The organism is Clostridium sp. ZBS2, from assembly GCF_023845855.1.
GTDB classification, from domain to species: Bacteria; Bacillota; Clostridia; order Clostridiales; family Clostridiaceae; genus Clostridium; species Clostridium aquiflavi.
Genome location: NZ_JAMQIF010000021.1, coordinates 162570 through 184692 on the forward strand (window position 1 = coordinate 162570; position 22123 = coordinate 184692).

13 protein-coding genes are annotated in these 22123 nt (G+C 27.7%); all 13 read right to left on the reverse strand.

What is annotated here, in order from left to right:
• Window positions 1-74: 74 nt before the first annotated feature.
• Window positions 75-1988, reverse strand: coding sequence for a sigma-54-dependent Fis family transcriptional regulator (locus tag NG918_RS13790; protein ID WP_252226646.1), 1914 nt, complete (start codon window positions 1986-1988; stop codon window positions 75-77).
• A gap of 243 nt (window positions 1989-2231) precedes the next feature.
• Window positions 2232-2675 carry a 3D domain-containing protein gene (locus NG918_RS13795; protein ID WP_252211772.1) on the reverse strand — a complete coding sequence of 148 codons (444 nt, stop codon included), beginning with the start codon at window positions 2673-2675 and terminating at the stop codon, window positions 2232-2234.
• Window positions 2676-2900: 225 nt separating this feature from the next.
• Window positions 2901-3341, reverse strand: coding sequence for a hypothetical protein (locus tag NG918_RS13800; RefSeq protein ID WP_252211771.1), 441 nt, complete (start codon window positions 3339-3341; stop codon window positions 2901-2903).
• A gap of 519 nt (window positions 3342-3860) precedes the next feature.
• Window positions 3861-5456: a peptide chain release factor 3 gene (locus NG918_RS13805; protein WP_252211770.1), complete on the reverse strand. Its 1596-nt coding sequence runs from the start codon at window positions 5454-5456 to the stop codon at window positions 3861-3863.
• A 256-nt stretch (window positions 5457-5712) separates the two neighbouring features.
• Window positions 5713-6831, reverse strand: coding sequence for a hypothetical protein (locus NG918_RS13810; protein WP_252226653.1), 1119 nt, complete (start codon window positions 6829-6831; stop codon window positions 5713-5715).
• A 344-nt stretch (window positions 6832-7175) separates the two neighbouring features.
• A complete protein-coding gene (locus tag NG918_RS13815) occupies window positions 7176-11228 on the reverse strand; it encodes an InlB B-repeat-containing protein (protein WP_252226655.1) in 4053 nt (1350 codons plus the stop codon).
• A 97-nt stretch (window positions 11229-11325) separates the two neighbouring features.
• Entirely contained in the window at window positions 11326-11877 is a 552-nt protein-coding gene (locus NG918_RS13820) for a hypothetical protein (RefSeq protein WP_252211765.1), read from the reverse strand.
• Between the two features lie 200 nt (window positions 11878-12077).
• Window positions 12078-14165, reverse strand: coding sequence for a GGDEF domain-containing protein (locus NG918_RS13825; RefSeq protein WP_252226658.1), 2088 nt, complete (start codon window positions 14163-14165; stop codon window positions 12078-12080).
• A gap of 231 nt (window positions 14166-14396) precedes the next feature.
• Window positions 14397-15824: a cadherin-like beta sandwich domain-containing protein gene (locus tag NG918_RS13830; protein ID WP_252226665.1), complete on the reverse strand. Its 1428-nt coding sequence runs from the start codon at window positions 15822-15824 to the stop codon at window positions 14397-14399.
• A 650-nt stretch (window positions 15825-16474) separates the two neighbouring features.
• Window positions 16475-17722 (reverse strand): N-acetylmuramoyl-L-alanine amidase family protein, encoded by a 1248-nt coding sequence (locus NG918_RS13835; RefSeq protein WP_252226666.1) that lies wholly within the window; start codon window positions 17720-17722, stop codon window positions 16475-16477.
• A gap of 148 nt (window positions 17723-17870) precedes the next feature.
• A complete protein-coding gene (locus NG918_RS13840) occupies window positions 17871-19199 on the reverse strand; it encodes a cadherin-like beta sandwich domain-containing protein (RefSeq protein WP_252226668.1) in 1329 nt (442 codons plus the stop codon).
• A 221-nt stretch (window positions 19200-19420) separates the two neighbouring features.
• A complete protein-coding gene (locus NG918_RS13845) occupies window positions 19421-20335 on the reverse strand; it encodes an N-acetylmuramoyl-L-alanine amidase family protein (RefSeq protein ID WP_252211760.1) in 915 nt (304 codons plus the stop codon).
• 145 nt (window positions 20336-20480) lie between these two features.
• Window positions 20481-22112: an N-acetylmuramoyl-L-alanine amidase family protein gene (locus tag NG918_RS13850; RefSeq protein ID WP_252226671.1), complete on the reverse strand. Its 1632-nt coding sequence runs from the start codon at window positions 22110-22112 to the stop codon at window positions 20481-20483.
• Between the last annotated feature and the right edge of the window lie 11 nt (window positions 22113-22123).

The following is a 22123-nucleotide window of genomic DNA, read 5'->3' on the forward strand; positions in this document are numbered from 1 at the left end:
ACTCATTTTAGCATTCCTAAGTGTAATTACTCAGTCCACTTACTCATGCATATATCAACACTATTCAAACATGTTTATTCCACATTATACTTTTTTATTTTTAAGTATAATGTATTTCTACTTATTCCCAATGCTTGTGCTACTTTAGTCATATTATGATTATAAGATTTTATAGCTTCCTTAATAGTTTTCTTTTCTAATTTCTCTAAATTAAAATTTTCTTCTTTAATTTCAAAAGTTTCACAAGTTGAATAACAACACTCATCAATAACTTTTTCAGAAATCATATCTTTTCTTTCATCATCACTATCTTCTAGTAAATCAAATGATAAAATCCCATCTAAATTAACTATATTTTCAATATAATTTTCTAATTGCCTTATATTTCCTGGCCAATTATATGATAATAAATTCTTATATAATTCTTTATTAATTTCAGGAATTCTTTTATTTAGCTTAAAAGATTTTATTCTTAAAAAATATTCTATAAGCTTTTCAACATCCCCTTTTCTCTCACGTAATGGAGGTAATGTTATAGGAATAACACATAATCTATAATAAAGATCTTCTCTAAATGTACCTTTTTCAACTTCTTTTTTTAGCTTTTTATTTGTAGCAGCAATTACTCTAACATCAACGGAAATTTCTTTATTTCCACCAAGCCTAGTTACCCTACCTTCTTGCAATACTCTTAAAAGCCTAACTTGCATATCAAGTGGCATTTCACCTATTTCATCTAAAAATAAAGTTCCACCATTAGCTACTTCAAACTTTCCTGGCTTACCCCCCTTTTTACCACCAGTAAATGTACCATCTTCATAACCAAAAAGTTCACTTTCTATTATATTCATAGGTATAGCTCCACAATTTATAGCTACAAATTTATTAGTTCTTCTTAAACTATAATTATGCATTGCTTGAGCTAAAACTTCTTTTCCAGTTCCGCTTTCCCCCTGAATTAAAACAGTTGAAGGACTATTCGAAATAATTTTGCTGTTAATTACTACATTAGCAATGGCAGCGCTTTCACCTATGATATCATTAAAAGTCCAAAAAGCTCCTGATTTATTTTTTAAATCTCTTTCTTCTTTTTCATTTATCATAGTCACAACCATTCCGATTATTTTTTCCTTATGTCTAATTCCTTTAAATTCTAGTCTAGTCTTATATTTACTTGTATGCTTAAACTTAAAGTCTTTAATCACATTATTTTTATTTATGTCTAATTCTTCAAGTATATTGCCCATATTAGGTAAAATATAATGTAATTTTTCATGCAATAGTGATTCCTTAGGCTTATTAAACATTTCTACACCAAAACTATTAATATTTACTATCTTCTCATCTTTATCAACAATCATAATTCCTTTATCTAGGTTATCTATAATACTTTCCATATAATTGTAAGTTTGAGTTAATATATTATTTATTTTCTTATTATCAAATTCATTTTCAATTGCCTTTACACCAAAAACAACTAATCCTAAAGTATGAGGATGTTTCATATTACTTCTGCCACTTAAATTTAAAGTTCCTATTATTTTCCCATCAGTATCATGAATTGGTGCTGCTGAACAAGTTAAACTTTGTAATCCCTCTATATAGTGCTCATTAGCTGTTATTTGAACACAATCATCTTCTTTAATAGCAGTTCCCATTGCATTTGTACCTATATTTTGTTCATCCATATATGCACCGACTTTAAGATTAATGCAATCTAATTTGCTAGCATTTTCTTCTGCTCCTTTTATATATAAAATGCATCCATTTTTATCAGTCAAAACAATAATAAATTCATTATCCATAACTGCTGAAAAAACCATATCAATGTATAGCTTTGATATTTCTATTAATTCTTTATTATCAGCTAGTATTTTTTCTAATTCTATCCCTGAAAGAATTTTTTTTGAATAACTCGATTTCTTTTCAACTCCATAATTCTCACTTCTTTTGTGAGAATCTTCAACCATTGTCTTTCTGCTCTTCATTAAAAATCTCCTGTTCACTTTTAAGTTAAACCACTCTATAATAAATTATATTTTTATGCACACACTCTTTTTAATTCTATATTTTAAATTATACTAATATAAAATCATATATAAATTATTATAACCCAACTTTTTTATTTTTTCTTTTAATTAGGCAATGTTTAAAGGTTTGTAATCTCTTTATATAATAAAATGACCAAGAAAAATCAAAATTTTCTCAGTCATTTTTATGTTTATAATTTTTTATTTTCTTGAAGAATCTCCAAGGCATGTAACTTTTACATTTCTTACGCCCCACTCACAACATTCTTCATCACTGTTAAAATATACATCAATCTTATTTCCTTTTATAGCTGCTCCACTGTCAGCTGCAACAGCATAACCATATCCCTCTATATACAAAATCGAACCATAAGGAAATACACTTGGATCAACTGAAATTGTGCTAATTCCTAGAGGATTTCTTACACATGGAATTCCGCTAGCTGTCATATTACCTGAAGAATATGCTGTAGAAGGACATATCATTTCAATATTATGATCTGTTCCATTAGAAATATATGCTTGTGCTTCATGATTAGAAAAAGTTATTGTAAGTGCGCAAATGCTCATCATTGCTATTGTAAATACAGTAACTTTCTTTTTAAGATTTTTAAGAAATATTGTATCTTTATACTTCTTTAACATCCCATCTCTCCTTTTGTATTTTTATATTACATTTTCCATTATATCATATATTTATGTAACCTCTCAATGTAAACATATACATATGATAAAGTAGATTCTCAACTAATATTTGCTTAAACCTAAATTTTATCAGACTTTAAAGCTTCAAAAATTCTATACTTTCTTTTACAATAAAAAAGATGATGTTTCCAAATCAAAACATCATCTTTAAAAGCTCTCTGTTTATTATTTTTCACTATATTTAGCAAACATTTTTTCTGCAATTTCTTCATTTACGTTTTTTAAGTTATTTAAATACATAAATGCACTTCCTTGATATTCTTGTCCTTCTCCAAATAAACTTATCTCATAACAATTTCTTAAAACATTAATTATACAGTTATCGTAATGATTTTCCTGACAACTCTTACATCTCTTAAGTATATCTGCTATAGCAATAATAACATCATCTTTATCATATAATTTTGTATCCATTACAGGAATATTTCCATATCCATTTTCAACATACGTGACTCTATTTTTCAAACATCCTTTTATACATTCCTTACCATATCCGATTAAACACTTTTCTTTAGTGCATGTACTACATACATCTTCTGACAAACAGCAAGGAGCTAATTTATTAACTAATTCATTAAAATTAATATCTTTAAAAGCAACACCCATTATATTTCCCTCCATTTTTAATGTATCTTTTCAAACTAATATTTATGTTTTAATATAATTACATTCTAACATTTAAATTTACTTTTTTATAAATATAAAATAAATTTCTCTATTTTAAAATCCAGACTACAATATCAACTTAATATAAAACATAATCTAATTTTAAATACATTTTATAATAAACTCTATTAAATAATATTTATTATCGCCTTATCATTATATTATAGTATATGTTTACATTTTAATCAAATTATGCATAAATATTTTTATCAATTTATAAAATTTTAACCGTCATTCTCAATTAAAAACATCTCTAAAACTATATTTTATCTGCTTATGAAGCTTTAAAAGCCCTACAATTTCCTGTACATAAAAAAATAGTAGCTAAAATCATTTAAGTCAGCTACTATTCTTCATTATTATCTATATTTTTAATATTTGTTTATATATGCTTTAAATAAATTAGCATTTTACTCAGTCCAATTTACTTATGCATATATAAACACAATTATATTTTAATTAATCTTCGCTCTTACCTACATCAGATAAAATTACATCTTTATTATGATCTAAAGCCCAGCTTATGCCCCAATCATTTTGGAATATAAGTAAGTTTCTATCTCTTAAATCTTTAACCTTCTTAGTATCTGAAGTTAAGTTTAACTTATCCATATCAATATTTTTATTTTCTATCCATCTTACATATCTATAAGCTAATCTATCCATTTTAATATCTACATTATATTCATTCTTTAATCTGTATTCTAGAACTTCAAATTGAAGCACACCAACAACTCCAACTATAATTTCTTCCATACCTATATGAATTTCTTTAAATACTTGTATTGCGCCTTCTTGAGCAATTTGAGTTACACCTTTTATAAATTGTTTTCTCTTCATAGTATCAACTGGTCTCACTCTTGCAAAATGTTCTGGTGCGAATATTGGGATTCCTTCAAACTTAAATTTCTTTGATGGAGCACATAATGTATCCCCTATTGAAAATATACCTGGATCAAATACCCCAATTATATCTCCTGCATAAGCTTCTTCAACAATTTCTCTATCTTGAGCCATAAATTGTTGAGGTTGAGCAAGTTTAATCTTCTTTCCGCCTTGCATATGATATACATCTTCACCTTTGTTAAACTTACCTGAACAAATTCTCATAAATGCAATTCTATCTCTATGAGCTTTATTCATATTAGCTTGAATCTTAAATACAAAAGCTGAGAATTTATCTTCAAATGGGTCAATAACCCCTTCTGATGAATTTCTTGCAAGTGGTGATGTAGTCATTTTTAAGAAATGTTCTAAAAATGGTTCTACACCAAAGTTTGTTAATGCTGAACCAAAGAATACAGGAGTTAATTCTCCACTTCTTACAGCCTCTAAATCTAAATCATCTCCAGCAATATCTAATAGTTCAATATCTTCCATTAACTTATCATGAAGTGCTTCTCCTAAAATTTCTCTAAACTTAGGATCATCTGCTGAACCCTCTATGGCTTCAACTTCATTTTGACCATGGTTTCCTCCATTAAAGGCTATGATTCTATTATTATCTCTTTCATATACACCCTTAAAGTCCTTACCAGAACCAATTGGCCAGTTCATTGGATAAGTTTTAATTCCTAATTCATTTTCGATATCATCAAGTAAACTAAATGGATCTCTAGCCTCTCTATCCATCTTATTTACAAAAGTAAATATAGGCATTTCTCTTAAAGAAGCAACATGGAATAACTTTCTTGTTTGATCTTCTATACCCTTTGCAGCATCTACAACCATTACTGCGCTATCTGCTGCCATAAGTGTTCTATATGTATCTTCTGAGAAGTCTTGGTGACCTGGAGTATCTAATATGTTAATACAGTGATCATCATAGTTAAATTGCATAACAGATGAAGTAACTGAGATACCTCTTTGTTTTTCAATTTCCATCCAGTCAGAAACTGCATGTTTAGATGCCTTTCTTGCTTTAACAGAACCTGCAAGTCTAATAGCTCCTCCGTATAATAAGAACTTTTCTGTTAATGTAGTTTTTCCCGCATCGGGATGGGAAATAATCGCAAAGGTTCTTCTCTTTTCAATTTCTTTTATATAATCAGCCAAAAGTAAATCCTCCCTAATTTAAAATTTCATTAATTATATTATAAACATTCTTAAAATTTATTGTTTCTTAATAATATTATCTATATTAAAATATGTCCAAATACACTAAATACATTCAATATATTGACTAAAGTATTATATCACAAAATTTGCACCCCTGGGGTACATTTTTTCCCAAATAATTTAAGTCCAAGCCGGTGACTGTCACCGGCTTGGACTATATTTCACTTTTATTACCATATTTTAAACACCTCTTCTAAACTATCTTTGTTTTAGCTAAAGCCTTCATAAGTATCTCATCAAACTTTTCCGCTAAATTATTTGTTTGTAGATATTTTATTGGTACCTTAAATGCTTCCTTATACTTTTCTTGCAGTTCAATAAAATCTAATAACTTATTGTATTTTAATACACTTTCATCCCTAAATGTTATATACATTGTTGTTAAATCAATAATATCCTTATCAGATAAATCTCTATTCCTATGATTTATCTTACTACATAAATTATCTATATCTTTTATTTTTACTGTATCTGTTCTACATTGCCATTCGGATGCATAAAAATAGTCCCTTGCTTCATCAAATTTTACTGCATCATCCTCATTATTAATACTAAATGAGATATCTATAAGGTTATCCGTTATATAAATTAAATCATCTTTGTTTTGCTCAATTACTTTAAGTGCCTCAACAACCTTCTCATACATATTTCTAAGGAACATTTCTGCTAAACTTAGACTCAATTCATGAATCTCCCTATCCTCAAATTCAATAATGTTCATATTACCATAATATCTTGTAGTTTCTAAATATTTTCTTTTTATTTTAGTGTTAGCTTCATATTCACTCCTACTATCTCCAGAGGTGCTTTTCTTTTCACTTTTTTGATAACCTATATCCTTTGATTTAACGTCACTATATTTCTCTTCTTTTGATACATTTCTTTTATGCTCCATAGATATAGTTTCAGTTTTATCAGGTTGATTCTGTGCAGGATCACAGTAGCTTTTATCACCATTATTCTCCATGGTATGCTTATTATAACTATTCATTCCTTTAATACTTGAATCTATTCCTTCTGCAACTTGACTTATACCATCTTTTATTATTACACTTCCAACTTTTAGTACATTTATACTATTGTCAACTGCTCTATCAACTATCTCTGATGACTTACTAGCTACTTCAGTGGTGATAGCTTTTATATATTGTCCTTTTTTTACTCCATACTCTGAAATCCTTATTTTTATATCAGGATCATCATCAATTTTTTCTGCTACTGTTCCTACTATATCAGCGCCTAATTGAACACCAACCTTAGATACTGTTCCTACTAGTTTTATAGTTTTTTCAAACATCTTTCCTAATGCCATAATGCTCCTCCGTTTTTCAAATTATATATTTTCTAAATATTAATTATCTAGCCACTACTCCGTAAAAACCATTATTTCGCAGTTATTTTAGAAGCATAACAATGTCAATTCCACTCGTATTATAGCATTTCTAAAAAATTCAGTCTATACAAAACCATCCATTTAATCTAAAATACGACAAACATACGAGCATACGCTATGAAGTTGATTTGAAATTTGAGTGATATATATAAAACACATATTTTTAACATTTACCAAAGATAAAAAAATATTACTGGAAATCAAAATTTCCAGTAATATTTCTAAAATTAAAATATAAATTACATAGAATTATCTATACTCTTTTATTTTATAAGAATTGCAGAACTTATTGAGTTTACTTGTTTAATTATTTCTTGTAATTTAACTTTATTAATACTATCAGTTGTTAATTTTGCTATTGCTTCTTTATAAGAAGATAAATTTGTTTCAACTAATTCAGTTAATCCCGCTTCTTCTAATTTTGAAATAGTTAATGAATCTTTTTTATTATTTGAAACATAACCTTTTATTGTTTCAATAACACTATTTTCTGATGGCTTAACTTCACATGTAATATCTATTGGTGATGAAACATTATTAATTGAATACTTAAATTCATTTCCTAAACTTGTACCTGAAATATTATTTGTATTCTTCCATGAATAAGTTATCTCTTCATTATTACTGCTAGTAGCTGTAATTTTAAATAACATTTCCTTACCATCTTTAGCTATTACAGATGCTCCATTAGATATTGTTTTTCCATCATAAGTTGATAAAATACTAGCCTTTATTGATGGTGAAGCCTCAACATTGAATTTTACAGTATAATAATTTATTATATGTGTCTTACTAGATCCACTTACTACTATTGTTTCTCCAGTATCAGATCCATTTATTAATATTTTATACGTTCCATCTGGTACAGATACTTTAAATCCAGTTGAAGTTTCTATTGCTGATTTTGATACCAGCCCCTCTAATTTAACACTTGTAATTCCAGCTTTCATCTTTCCATCTAGATTTATTTTTATTTCAGCTTCCTGTAAAACTGCTGATTTTAAAGCAATTTTAACATCCTCTAACATTTTAATTTCATTATTTATATTAGTTGTAAGAGTGCTTATATTAGAATTAGTGCTATTAGGAATTGATGATGATTCTACTTTTATTGCATTATTAATAGCGCTTTCATATTTATTCCAAATAATACTTTCATAAGTATCTTTATCACTTATTAATTTTAATGTTTTTCTGTCTTTTCCATCACTATACTCATTATTTATTGCATCTGTTAATTTCTGCTTTAATTCATCAAATTCCTTAACAGACAATTGAATAGTTAGTGCATCATTAAATGCTTTTTTAATTCTGGCTTTTCCACTTTCATCTACTGCAAAAGCACTTATTTTTCCTGCATTATAAACAGCTTTTGCAACTTCTATTTTGTATTTATCATCACTTAAATTGCCATATCCATCAAAATTTAATTCAAGATAATCTTTATTATTTTCAAGTTCTGTTCTTGTATTAGTAAATGTATCATCATATTCATCATTAAGCCTAGCTAAATTAATTGCATCTATTGCTCCCTTTAATTTTGGATCTATATTTTTAATATATATTCTATCAGAAGTTTTAGATATTCCATTAACAGTAACTTTTACTTTATAGATTCCTGTACTTACATCAGTAAATTTGCCTTCTGCATATCCACTGCCTAACTCTACATCATTAATAGTTTTCTTAACACTCTCATTAAGATTAATTAATTCTAACAATTCTATAGTGGCTTTATTGCTTTCACTATTGATAATTCTTGATTTAAATGATATATTTCCTGAATCATCAGGAATTGCAATTAAATTATCTATAAGTATATCACTAGGAGTAATTTCACACTTAACATTAATTTTGTTTTCAAGCTTGTCTTCTCCATAAGTTGAAATTTTAGATACTTCATTACTTGCTGCATCTTTCCATAAATACTTAAAGCTATTTGTAACATCACTAATACCCTTAACTCTTATGACCAATTCTTTTCCACCAAGTAATATATCTCCTGATTTAATATCTTGTCCATCATATTTAGCACTGATAACTTCACCACTAATAGAATCTGATCCTACTATAGAATAACTTACAGTATAATAATACAATTTAACATCATCCTCTGGTTTATCAGTTACACTTACTATTTTCCCTGTATCTCTGCCATCAACTAAAACTTTATACTCACCGCTAGTTACAGCTACTTTTCTTGCACCATTTTTTGCAAAATCTGTTTTTATAGGAGTTGAACTTCCCTTTTGTAAACTTACATCACCTTCAAATTCACTCCAAATATTTTCTTCTGCTTTTCCATCTCTATAAAGAGTTATTGTTACTAAGTACGCACCTACTAAATTTTCATGTGACCTACTTAATGTCTTTATTGCATTTTCTATACTAGCAATGTATCCACTTGTAAGAGAATTTTTAGCTTGTTCCATAGCAGATTTATAATTTGTCCAACTTAATGATGTAAATTTATCTGAATTTAATTTACCACTGTCTTCTTCATCTTGATATTTAGCTATTAATTCTTTTAATTCCTTTTGCTTAACTTCTAACGCTTCTTTTTGTATTTCCGAATCTTCTTTTTCTTTCTTCAATCTAGCTTGTTCAGTGACAGCTCTATCAAACATTCTAGCAATACCCATTGCTTCATTCTCAAGTTCTTTTTTATTCACATTAGTAAGGTTATTAATATCAATATTTCCTGATATATAATTATTAGAATTTAAATCATCATAAATTGATTTTGCAACTTCTAATTGATAAGTTTGCTCTTTATCAGGCTTAGATGACAAATTTAGCTCATTATACTTATTGTATTGAGATTCATTTACACCAATTGATACCATACAACTTGTAGTTAATTGATTTTTAATAGATAATATCTTTTCCTCTTCATTAGTTCCAGCTTTTGAGGCACTATTTATTTTTTCAACTGCCTCACCTAACTTCATATCAAATTTCTTTACATAAGCATTAAAATCCTTGGTTACTGGAGTAGAATTCCCTTTAGATATAGTCGCTGTTAATTTAACTACTTCTGTTCCAGCACCGTTTATTCTATTTACTTTACCTGTAGTAGCATCTATTATATTTGAATCTGATGACTTCCAAGTAATAACGCTACCGTGTGATCCCTTTGTAGGTAAACTTAAATCATCTGTTACTAAACTTATATCTTGTAATCTAAGTTCATTCATATCTTTTATAACATCACTACTCGCTACTTCGTCCTTTGATAATATAATAAACTCAGATGAATTAGAATTTACTTTTCCAACTGTTACCTTTGCATAATATGTTCCTTTTTCAATGCCTGTGAATGTGAATTTTATATAACCACTTCCACCTATGTTAAGATTTTGAGTTTTCTTAACCTCATCAGTCTTTTTGTCTATTAAATCAATGGTTGCCTCAGTTAATCCAGCATAATTAGTTGCCTTTGCACTTACTTTAACATTACCAATATCCGATTCATTCTCACCTACAGTTACTTGTACATTATTTACAATTACAGAATTACTATTTGAAGAAGATGAATCTCCTGAACTAGAATTATCAGATGAGCCTTCTTTAATCCATTTTGCATATACTTTCATATTAGATCTTATTTTAGTATCTTCTGTAAACTCCTTATCAAAGTCATCATCTTTATACCAACCATCAAATTTATAACCATCCTTTGTAGGTTCCTTTGGTAAGTCTATCGTTTTTCCTGATTTTATATTAGTTATAGCTGAAACGCTACTTCCACCATCAGTATTAAAAGTAACTTTATATCTAACTTTTATTGTTTCAACATCCTTAAAAATTTCATCTTCTGAATCAGAATCACTTGATGAATCTCCTGAATTAGAGTATGCTGGCTTAGATCCATATGGTAATAAATTATTTCCATTATCAAAAGTCTTAATAGGTGCCGGAATTTTATCTCCTATTGCATAACCTTGATTATTGAATTTATAACTCTGACCATTTATAGATACATTTCCTTTTTGCATAATACCTCTATCATCAAATGCATAAATTTTGCCATCTATTTCAACTATTCCATTTTGCATTACACCGTTAGAATCAGCATAATACCAATAGCCCCAATCATTTATCCAACCAGTCCTCATTACTCCGCTATAATCAAAATAATACCAATTTCCATTTATATTTTTCCAGCCAATTGCATTATGTCCATTTTCCATCCAATTCCAATTTCCTAAATAATCTTTTGTCCACGTTGCCGATGCCTTAATAGGTATAAATGTTATTATAGTAGTTGCTGTCAATACTGATGCCAATACCTTTCTCAAAAGCACATTTTTCATTATTATCCTCCATCTTGTAAACTTTCTTTCTAAAATATTACTATTTAATATTTAAATTACTAAATAGTAATATTTTATAATATAATCATAACAAACTTTACTTGTGATTTGAAGGACATCCTAACAAAAATCCCACACAGCCACAAACAATATCTCTTAATTGAGATATTATGGGAATATCCGGATTAGAAACTTGTATGAAATCTCTTACCAAAAGTAATAGTATCATAGAAGCTAATCCAATTATGAAAACAATAATAATTTGTTCTTCACTTGCACGGTTCTGCTTATTTTCACCATCTAAATGTTCATTATTATTATTTATAATTAACTTCTTATTATCATTCAAATAAGCTTTATTACTGTTTTTATTCTCTAAATAGCATTTATTACTTTCTTTTTCATCTAAAATTTCTTTTTTATTTTTCACAAAATTTGAACTTATAAAATATCCGAATATAGATGCAATAGTAGTCCTTACTATTATATCTATTGCATTTACTGTCTCTTCAGAATTTATTCCATTACCACCTATAAATAGATCAAATGTTACATGAATAAATATAATTATCATAAATATAATTAAACATTTATCTCCTAAACATATTTTACTTAATATTTTCTTTAAATATGAAAATCTCTCTTTCAAAATTAAGCACCTCAATTAAAAAGAACTACTTTTTAATTTTATATTATGAAAAAAAAATCACAAATGATATAACTATCTTACTTATTGCCAATATTATTAACTCAACACTATACTAAAACATAACATAATTTCAAAGCAAAAATTTATGAGCTGTTATACTTANNTAAGTATAACAGCTCATAAAAAAATAATTTTTTAATTTATCCTGAATATTCAATTGCCATATTTCTGCCTAAAGATTTTGCCATATATAGTGCTTTATCTGCCTTTTTTACACCTTCAAAAAAATCAAATTCATCTTTATTGAATTCATAAACACCAAGACTTAATGTAACACGATTATGTTTTTTACTAGTTAAATAATAATATTTATAATTTTCTACACTCTTCCTAATTCTATCCGCAATTTTTTTAGCTTCTTCTAAATTTATATTTGGTAATAATACCAAAAATTCTTCTCCACCATATCTTCCTAAAGAGTCCGTATTTCTAATTTCACTTTTTATTATTGCACTAACATCTCTTAAAACAATATCACCTATATCATGACCATAGTTATCATTTATTTTCTTGAAATAATCAACATCAATCATTATTATAGAAAACTTATCTTTTGTTTCCAATCTATTATTTAAAATGTCCTCTCCTTGAGTTAATATAACATTTCTATTAAGCATTCCTGTTAATGAATCATACTTTGCAAAATGCTCAACTGCATTAAATATTTTACCATTTTGAAGTGCAATGGCTATATAAGATGACAAGATTTTTAGTTCATTTAACTCATTTCTTGTATACGCATTTTTTCTATAACTTTGAACACTTATAACACCTATGGATTTATTTTTAATAATTATAGGAATATATAGTATTGAGTACGGAACTTTCTTGTATTTATTAACATTAAATTTTCTTACATACTTAATATGTTCATTTTCAATATTGTTAATTAAAATTTCTTTTTTACTTTTAAAACAGTACACGCCAAAACTATTTTTATCGTCAAGAGAAATAGAACATAAATTTTTAACGTCACCATTTTCTATAAACAATTTATATTCTAATATACTTTTTTCTTCATCAAATAAAGCAATTCCAAATATATCAGTATCAATTAGCTTTTTAACCTCAATATAAATAGTATATAGTAATTTATCTATATCTAATATCGAAATTATTTCTTTTCCTAATTCTGAAATACGCTCTATCTTATTATATAATTCTCTATATACATTTGCTTTCTCTTCTAAATTCCTATATTTAAAAATGCTAAACCAGCTACTGCTGTGTAAATCATATACTCTTTTTTCATACTTATCATAATCTTTCATTGCTTCAAATGCTTCTTTATATTTTCCTAACTTTTCATAGATACTACTTAATTCTTTATAAACCTGTGATTTTAAAGTAATAAAATTTGTTTCTTCTAATAAATTAAGACATTCTAAAAATTTTTTTTCTGCTAAAATATAATTTTCATTATATAAATTGCACTGTCCCCATCTTATTAATATTTTTGCTCTTAAATAATTATCATCTTGTTTAAGAATTTCTAATGATTCTTCAAATAATTTTATTGCTTCACATTCTTCATTCTTTCTATATAAAATATCTGCAATTATAGATAATAATTCTACCTTATACATTTTAGTCTTATTCTTTTCTATAATTTTTAATGCAAATGTCGAATAATTAAATGCTCTTTCTAAGTCATTTATAGACAGTGAACATTCTGCTAAAATCGTACACATTAATATTTCATGTTTAAAATTAAATTCACTTTTATATGCTTTAAGCTTTTTGAGTGTGTTAATAGCTTCATCATAATTATACGAGTCAACATATGCATATGATATATTAAGTAGTAATACTATAGATAATTTCTTATTTCCTAACTTTCTTGCAATGTCAGCTCCTCTTAATGCATTAATTATAGCTAAATCAAATTGCCCTATTTTTAAATAGTCAACAAGTAGTGCATTACATGTTACACTAACACCCTCTAGTTCTTTAATTTTTTCAAAATATTCTTTTGACATTAAATGCAATTTTATTGCCTTTTCAAAATTACATTCAAGTTGTTCACACCATCCAATATATATTAAGCACCAATGCTCTGCTAATTCATAGTTAAGCTTTCTTGAAATATCTAAAAGATACTCCATAACACTTTTTACATAATGCGGATCATATTCAATGTTATGAACTGCAAATGCTCTAAAGTATTTCATATAATTTTCATTATTCATAAACTTCTTAATGTGTTCTTGTAATTCAGGAAACTTCATAAACAGTTAACCTCCATGTCAAATCATTAAGTCAATAAAAAAATCGATAAAGCCACTATGGAGCTGTCGATTTTTTTACGCATCTGCCTTTTCGAACGTATGTGAAAAAACTTGGCAGGCGACTAAATTATTTTTTTATTCTTTAGATGACATTTCTTCAACTTTAACCAAAATTATAATTTAAGTTATCCACTGATTTCAATATATTATAATTGCTAAAGAATAAAAAAATCAGTTAAAATTTGCTGAACCATCTTTATTGAAATTATAAGTATATCCATCTATAGTTTTAGTAGTTGTATTCATTGTTCCATCTTCATTAAAATAATAGTACTTATTATCTTTATATAGCCAACCTGTTCTCATGGTACCAATATAATTTATATAGTACCAATTGCTCCTATAAAATAACCATTCTCCATTTTTCATACTTCCATTAGCATTAAAATAGTACCATTCATTTTTATTATTAAACCATCCTACTGCCATTTTTCCATCATCTTTTAAAAAGTATCTATTTTTATTATATGTTATCCAACCAATAATCATTTCACCATTGGCATTTAAAACATACCAATTACCTTTATCACAAATCCAACCTGTTTGCATAGCTCCAATTGAATCTAGAAAATACCACTTATCTTTATATGGTATCCAACCTGTTTTCATTATTCCATCATAATCAAAATAATACCACTCATTGTCCTCTAAAAGCCAGCCTGTTTGTCTTTCACCATTAATCTCTGCATAATACCAATTATTATCCACGCAAAGCCAGCCTGTCCTCATATTTCCCCTTTTATTAAAGTAAAAATAGTTATTATACTTTGTATCAAAAAACCATTTATCTTTTATAGGCTCTCCTAATGAGTCATTATATCTCCATCTACCATTTACCATTACCCATTGATTAGGTTTTATAACTGAATTTATAGAATTAGATACATCAGGAGATATAGGAATACCTACATACATATCTAAATTATATTCCTTAAATCTATTTGTTTCAGGATCAATAACTTTAATTTTAATTTCATATTTCCCAATTCCACTAAATCTTATTCTAATAAGATTAGGATAATCAAGTTCAGTCCCATTAACAACTACCTTATAATTTTTATCCTTTGTTATAGCTTTAAGAACAACTTTAGATGTATCATCATCAACTTCAATATTATAAGAATTCTTGTCCTTCTTAAAACCAATATTACTTGAATCAATACTTATATCATCTAATAAATAGTTGCATTCATTCCCACCCCTATAAATATACAGAGTGTATGTAGCTGTTGTAGCACTATTATTATCCTTAACTTCTATTTCAATTTTATTTTTTCCAATTTCTAAGGGTACTAATTTTCTATATTTATCATCACTTGTTATAACTTCTCCATTAATTTTAACTGTATCATTATAATCTTCAGGTCTAGCTCTAACTACTATTTCTTCAAGTGATTTATCAACATCTAAAATATAAGAATACTTTTTCCTAGAAAAATCAATAGAGCATCTGTCACTTAAATATATATTATCTAAATACACCCTACTAGCTGCGTATGCTTTTTTATTAATTAAATTAAAATATTTTGACGGCTCAAATACTGAAAATATACCAATTACAAAAAATGCCATAATAATATTTCTAAAAAATTTCTTCAAAATTATCTCACCATCTCTCTAAATACTTTAGTACTATTAATTTTACCATTTTAAACATTGATAGTAAATTAACATTAGCTTAAGATAATATTAAGGTTTAAAAATTAAGTTGTGTTTTAGTATCATGTTGATATATGCATAAGCAAAGTGGACTGAGTAATTGAACTTAGGAATACTAAAAATGAGTATAGTCCCTTTTTAGCTTGCTCCCAATATAAAATTGAGACAAGCAGTAAAAGTGACAATACTCATTAAGTATTCTCAAAATCCAATTACAATGCCACTTTACCTATTGAATATATCAACACACATTTAAAAATCAAATAAATATTTTAAAGTCCACTCTACCTTTGAGAAAAAGGAAGGTCACATNNATGTGACCTTCCTTTTTCTCTCTCTAATAACAACGATATAATTGAAAATTTAATATAATTATAACATATTTTTTCCAGCATTCAATAGATTTTAAAAATATGTGTTTATAATTTTACATTTTTAACAAAAACTTTACATAAATTTTAAATATTAATTAAATTATATTCTAAAGTTAACGTAATAAAAAATGCCCTAGAGAAAATTTCATATCTCTAAAGCATTTTTTAACTTAGGCTATATTTTAAAACATAGTCTTAACTTAAAATAAGATTATACTATCTTACCCAAGCACCGCTTGATGCTAATCTATACCCATTAACAGTTGTATTTCTAAGCATTTTTCCTGATCCATCACAGTAGTACCAATCACCACTCCAATCAGATTTTATCCATCCTGTTCTCATAGCACCTGATGAATTTAAGCAATACCATTGTCCATTTATATAAGACCATCCTGTTTGCATTTGACCACTATATTGATTTAAATAGTACCAATTACCATTACTACTAAACCAACCTTTTTTTGTTGTTCCATCAGCTTGGAAATAATACCATGCATTAGTGTTTCTATCTATGAACCATGCATTCTTGATAGGATTTCCTAATGAATCATTGTACATTAACTGTCCATTAACTGTTATCCATTGGTTTGGTCTAGCAGTTACATTTGTGTTATTATTTGAGTTTGAGTTATTCTTATTTTCTTCTTTGTCTTCATCTTTATCAGAAGATGATCCTCTATTGATGATTAATGTATATATTCTTTCATTTTTATCATCATCTTTAACTCTTATTTTAAATTCATTCTTACCTTTTTTTAAAGTGACTTTCTTTTCATAATCATCATCATCATCAACTGTATCTCCATCGATTTTTACTTTATATTCATCCTCATCTGGTTCAGCTACAATCTTAACTGATGTTTTGCTTTCTTTAACATCTACAGTATAAGTAGTTTTGCTTTCCTTTAATTTAACATCTTTATCATCTACTTCAAGATTTTTTAAATAGATATCATCATAATCATCATCGTCATCATCATCATCGTCATCTTTGTCTCTATCACGTAATACTGTTATCTTATAAGTTTCTTTAAGTGTTTTCTTATTTCCATTTTCAACATTTCCATTTTCATATACTTTTACAGAAACCTTAGTTGAAGATGAGCTAAGTGAAATTTTACCATCATCAGCTTCTTTAGAACCTCTATATACTTCATATGAATATCCAGACTTAACATCTGCACTTACATAAACTTTATTTTTAGATTTAGCATTAACATAATAATCTTTTTCTCCGGCATCAAAGTCAACCTTTTTCTTACACTTCTTCTTATCATATAAGCTATAATCATCATCACCTTCTGATTTACCAATGTTTATATCAGTTATCATATCAGAATTTTTACTTGTAGATGCATGAGCTTCTGTTGTAAATAGGCTTGTATATTTTACAGGACCAACTGTTGCAAAGGTCGCTACAGCAAGTAATGATCCTATTGTTCTCTTGAATATTTTATTCATTTTACCATTCCTCCCTTATATGTTGTATATTTTACCATGACAATGACGACAAGTAAATTAATTTAAGCTTAAGATATTCTTAATTCTTTTGTCATAACTTATACTCATTAATAATACATCAAAAAGGTTAATTTTGGGTACTTTTTTATTATCTTCCTATCCAAGCCCCATCTGCACCTAATACATATCCATTCATTGTAACATTAGAAAGCATCTTTCCTGATGAACTAAAATAATAATACTTTCCATTATCTACAATCCAACCATTGCTCTTCATTACGCCAGTATTTCTGTTAATAAAGTACCAATTTGATCCATCTTGTAGCCATCCTGTATGCATTGATCCATTGTTATTTAAATAGTACCAATCATTTCCACAAAGTACCCATCCTGTTCTCATAGCTCCATTTTCGTCTAGATAATACCATGAGTCTCCATCTATTAACCAACCTATTTTCATATATCCATTTTGATCTAAGTAATACCATTTTCCTGAAGATCTATCACTGTGCCATCTATTCTTAATAGCATTTCCATTTGAGTCATTATATTGCCAAACTCCATTAGCACTTACCCATTGATCACATTTTTTATCAGTATCGCCTGGTGTACTTGGCTTAACTGTATTAGAATTATTGTTTGTATTATTATTTGTATTTTGATTATTAGAAGTAGATATTCCTCCTCGAGTTATATTTAAAGTGTATGTTCTCTTGTTATCATCATCATCTTCTATATTTATCTTAATAGTATTTTTTCCTTTTTTAAGGTCAACTTCTTTTTTATATTTGTCTCCATCATCGACTGTATCTTCATCAATTTCAACAGTATAATCATCATCTTCTGGTACAGCCTTAATCTTGATAGAATCTACTGATTCAGCAACATTTATATCATAAGAAGTCTTTTTCTTATTAAAACTTATATCTCCATTACTTAAAGTTATATCCTTTAAATATATCTTATCTGAAGCATTGTCATCATCAGAGTCAGATCCATTTTTTACATATATCTTATAAGTTCTTACTACATTTTCTTCAACATCGTCATCTTCAAACTCTCCACTTTCATATATTCTTACATAAAGAGTTGTAGTTCCAGATCCCACTTCTATCTCTTCCTCAAGATCATGTGGTGTATCTTTATTTCCTTTAAATACATGCGCTTCATAGTCACTATCAATATCAGCATTAATATTTACAGAATCTGTGCTACCTGAAATTTTAACGTAATATGTCTTTGTATTAAATTTAAAATCTACTTCATCAGAATCCTTACAACTTGAAGAACTATAAAGTTGTAATTTTTTTGAGCTTGAACCCTTGTATACAGCAAGATCATCAAACTCATCTTTACTTATGCTACTTGATGCATATGCATTTACCATACCTAAATTAATATATTTTGCTGGAGCAATAGTTGTAAATGCACTTACTACAAGAGTAGCTGCAATTATGTGTTTTAATCTTTTATTCATAATTCAATCCCCCTAATATCTTTCCAAAATTATCCTTTTGGACTATTATACCAAAAAAAATGGTGACAGTCACCATTTACCTATCGGTGACTGTCACCATTTTCAATTTAATTCAGCTAAAACCTGTAAATCCAATGCATTACAGATTCACCTCTGCCCAAAGGTGACTGTCACCACTTCAAAAAAGTGACTGTCACCAACATACCTGTCACCAACATAAATTAGATCAATTCGCCAGAAGGTAAAAAATAATACCAATTTCCATTATCTAATACTCTTTCATTCATCATTTTCCCTAATAAATTAAAATAATACCATTGTCCATCAATACTTCTCCAGCCAGTAACCATTTCTCCATTTGAATCAAAATAATACCATTTATCTCCTTTATTTAGCCATCCCGTCACCATATTTCCATAAGAATCTAAAAAATACCACTTATCCTTAGATGTGTCATGGATCCACTCATCTTTAAGTGGATTACCAATGTAATTATTATATTGCCATAGTCCGTTTACCATAACCCATTGATTTCTCTTTGTATTATTTAAAACTTTATTATCAAATTTACTTAATAAATTATTTTCATTTTTTACTTCATCATCTTTATATTGTTCTAAATTCCATGATGACTCATCACTAATTTCATTTGATGAATTTTTATTATCTTCTAAAGATTTCTTAACTGTTATTCTATATTCTTTTTTAACATTTTTATCATCATCTGCATCTGATTTTGATTCATAAGTTTTTACATAAATCTTTGTTATTCCATCAGATAATAAAATATCTTTTCCTTTATAGTTCTTTTTTCCATCATTCTTATATATGGAGTAATCTGTAGCATTAGTAGAAGCATTTATTCTAATTGAATCAACATTACTATCCACTTTAACGCAATAATTTGCTTTAGATTTCTTATTAAAATTAGTCTTTTTCCATTCACTATCTAATAAATCAATTTCATCTCCACTTTTAGTTTCAAATACACCTAGTTTTTTAAGTAAATACTCATCATTATGTGTAGATGCATAAACCTTTTCATTGTTAAAAACTCTATAATTTACTGGTGATACTGAAGAAAATGCCCCAATAATAAGTGTCATTGTGATAATTCTCTTTAATTTTTTATTCATATTCTATAGTCCCCTCCTATAATGTATATCTATAGCAATTTTTTCCATAATAAGCTTATATATTAATACATTATACAATAAATAGTTATAAATTCATAATTATTTTTCAATCAATAAAAGGTGGCTGTCACCAGCCACCTAAATTTTATGATTGTAAACTTCCATCTGAATTAAAGTGATATTTTGTTCCATCTATATATCTTGAACTTGTAATCATTTCTCCATTTAAATTGAAGTAATACCAATTTCCATTTACTGATACCCATTCATTCTTTTTCATTTTTCCACTTTCATCTAAATAAAACCATTTATTTTTATGGGATACCCATCCTGTTTGCATTGCTCCAGTAGAATCTGAATAATACCAACTGCCTTCATTTCTAAACCAACCTGAATACATTTTACCAGTTGATTTAAAGCAATACCATTTTCCATTAATACATTCCCAATCAGTTGCTGCTACTCCACTGTCTTTTAAATAGTACCATTCTTGATCATCATATATCCACTTTGATTTTTCTATATATCCAGTAGTTTCATTAAAGTAATACCTCTCATCTCTATTTACAGAATACCATCCTTTAGCTACCGTTCCATCAGCTTTTAAGTAACATGAATTTGCTCCATCTTGAGCCCACTGAGATTTTCTCACTTCACCTTTTTCATCAAGACAGTATATTTTATCTCCATCTTTTATCCATTGACTATAAAGTTGATATCCTTTTTTAGGTGAGAAATAGCATCTCTTTCCGTCAACAATTTGCCAGCCTGTTTCCATAGCTCCATCAATTCTGTTGAAATAATAATTCTTTCCTTTTATTTCATGAACGCCTCTATACTTAATACCATCTTCATCATAGTAATAAACATATCCGTCATGCTTGTCCCAGCCTTCATCTTTGTTTATTTTATCAAAGAAGTCATCAGTACTATCATCTAAATCATCAAATAAATCAGTTATAGAATTTGAAATTTTGTCCACAGAATCAGCAACATCATCTAAAGCTCCAGTAATAGTGCTGCTAATATTTCCTATTATTTGTCCAATATTTCCACCCAAATTTTTTATTGCTTCTTCTAATTTATCAATTAATTCTGGAAGCATTGTATTTCCTACTGTCCCTAGTTTCGTAGTATCAACATATATAGGTCCTGTTTTAGGTAAAAGTACATATGCAATTGGTCCGCCAACTACAACTCCCATTGCAACTTCTTCCTTTTTATCATTCCTAAGTGTATATTGATATACTGGAATTGAGTCTGCATAATTCTGTAAAATTACTGCGCCTTTATCTATTATAATATTTAATATTTCATCCACTTTTTCCTTTACTTTTACTTGGAAATTAGGATCTGAAGGATTTACACCTTCTTTAATCACTTCTGCTTTTGCAAATTTTTGTATAAGTTCCATAGTATTATTATCCGCTAATTTAGGCATCATTTGTGCCATTATTTCTCTAGCCTTTTTATCACTTAACTTTATACTAACATTTTTAATGAACTTTAAATCATCTGCAGTTTTAGCACCTTTACTTTCATATTGTTTTACTAAAACCCCACCTAATGTTTTTGCTATTGTTTCATTTGAAGGAATTTTTGCACTAACCATTTGTGTAAGCATACCATCTATTATCTGGTCAATATTAGGCATTCCTTCCTTTGTTGTCGCTGCATAAGCAGTAACATTTCCTTTAAACATATCTCTAGGCGCTATTGCTACCATGGAAGTTGCAATAAGCACTAAAGCCATCACTTTCTTAATTCTTTTTATCATCGTTCTTCCCC

Coding starts and splice junctions, on each gene's coding strand:
- NG918_RS13790 (WP_252226646.1), bottom strand. CDS start 1,988: ATGAAGAGCAGAAAGACAATGGTTGAAGATTCTCACAAAAGAAGTGAG.
- NG918_RS13835 (WP_252226666.1), bottom strand. CDS start 17,722: ATGAATAAAATATTCAAGAGAACAATAGGATCATTACTTGCTGTAGCG.
- NG918_RS13795 (WP_252211772.1), bottom strand. CDS start 2,675: ATGTTAAAGAAGTATAAAGATACAATATTTCTTAAAAATCTTAAAAAG.
- NG918_RS13815 (WP_252226655.1), bottom strand. CDS start 11,228: ATGAAAAATGTGCTTTTGAGAAAGGTATTGGCATCAGTATTGACAGCA.
- NG918_RS13825 (WP_252226658.1), bottom strand. CDS start 14,165: ATGAAGTTTCCTGAATTACAAGAACACATTAAGAAGTTTATGAATAAT.
- NG918_RS13840 (WP_252226668.1), bottom strand. CDS start 19,199: ATGAATAAAAGATTAAAACACATAATTGCAGCTACTCTTGTAGTAAGT.
- NG918_RS13845 (WP_252211760.1), bottom strand. CDS start 20,335: ATGAATAAAAAATTAAAGAGAATTATCACAATGACACTTATTATTGGG.
- NG918_RS13850 (WP_252226671.1), bottom strand. CDS start 22,112: ATGATAAAAAGAATTAAGAAAGTGATGGCTTTAGTGCTTATTGCAACT.
- NG918_RS13810 (WP_252226653.1), bottom strand. CDS start 6,831: ATGGCATTAGGAAAGATGTTTGAAAAAACTATAAAACTAGTAGGAACA.
- NG918_RS13800 (WP_252211771.1), bottom strand. CDS start 3,341: ATGGGTGTTGCTTTTAAAGATATTAATTTTAATGAATTAGTTAATAAA.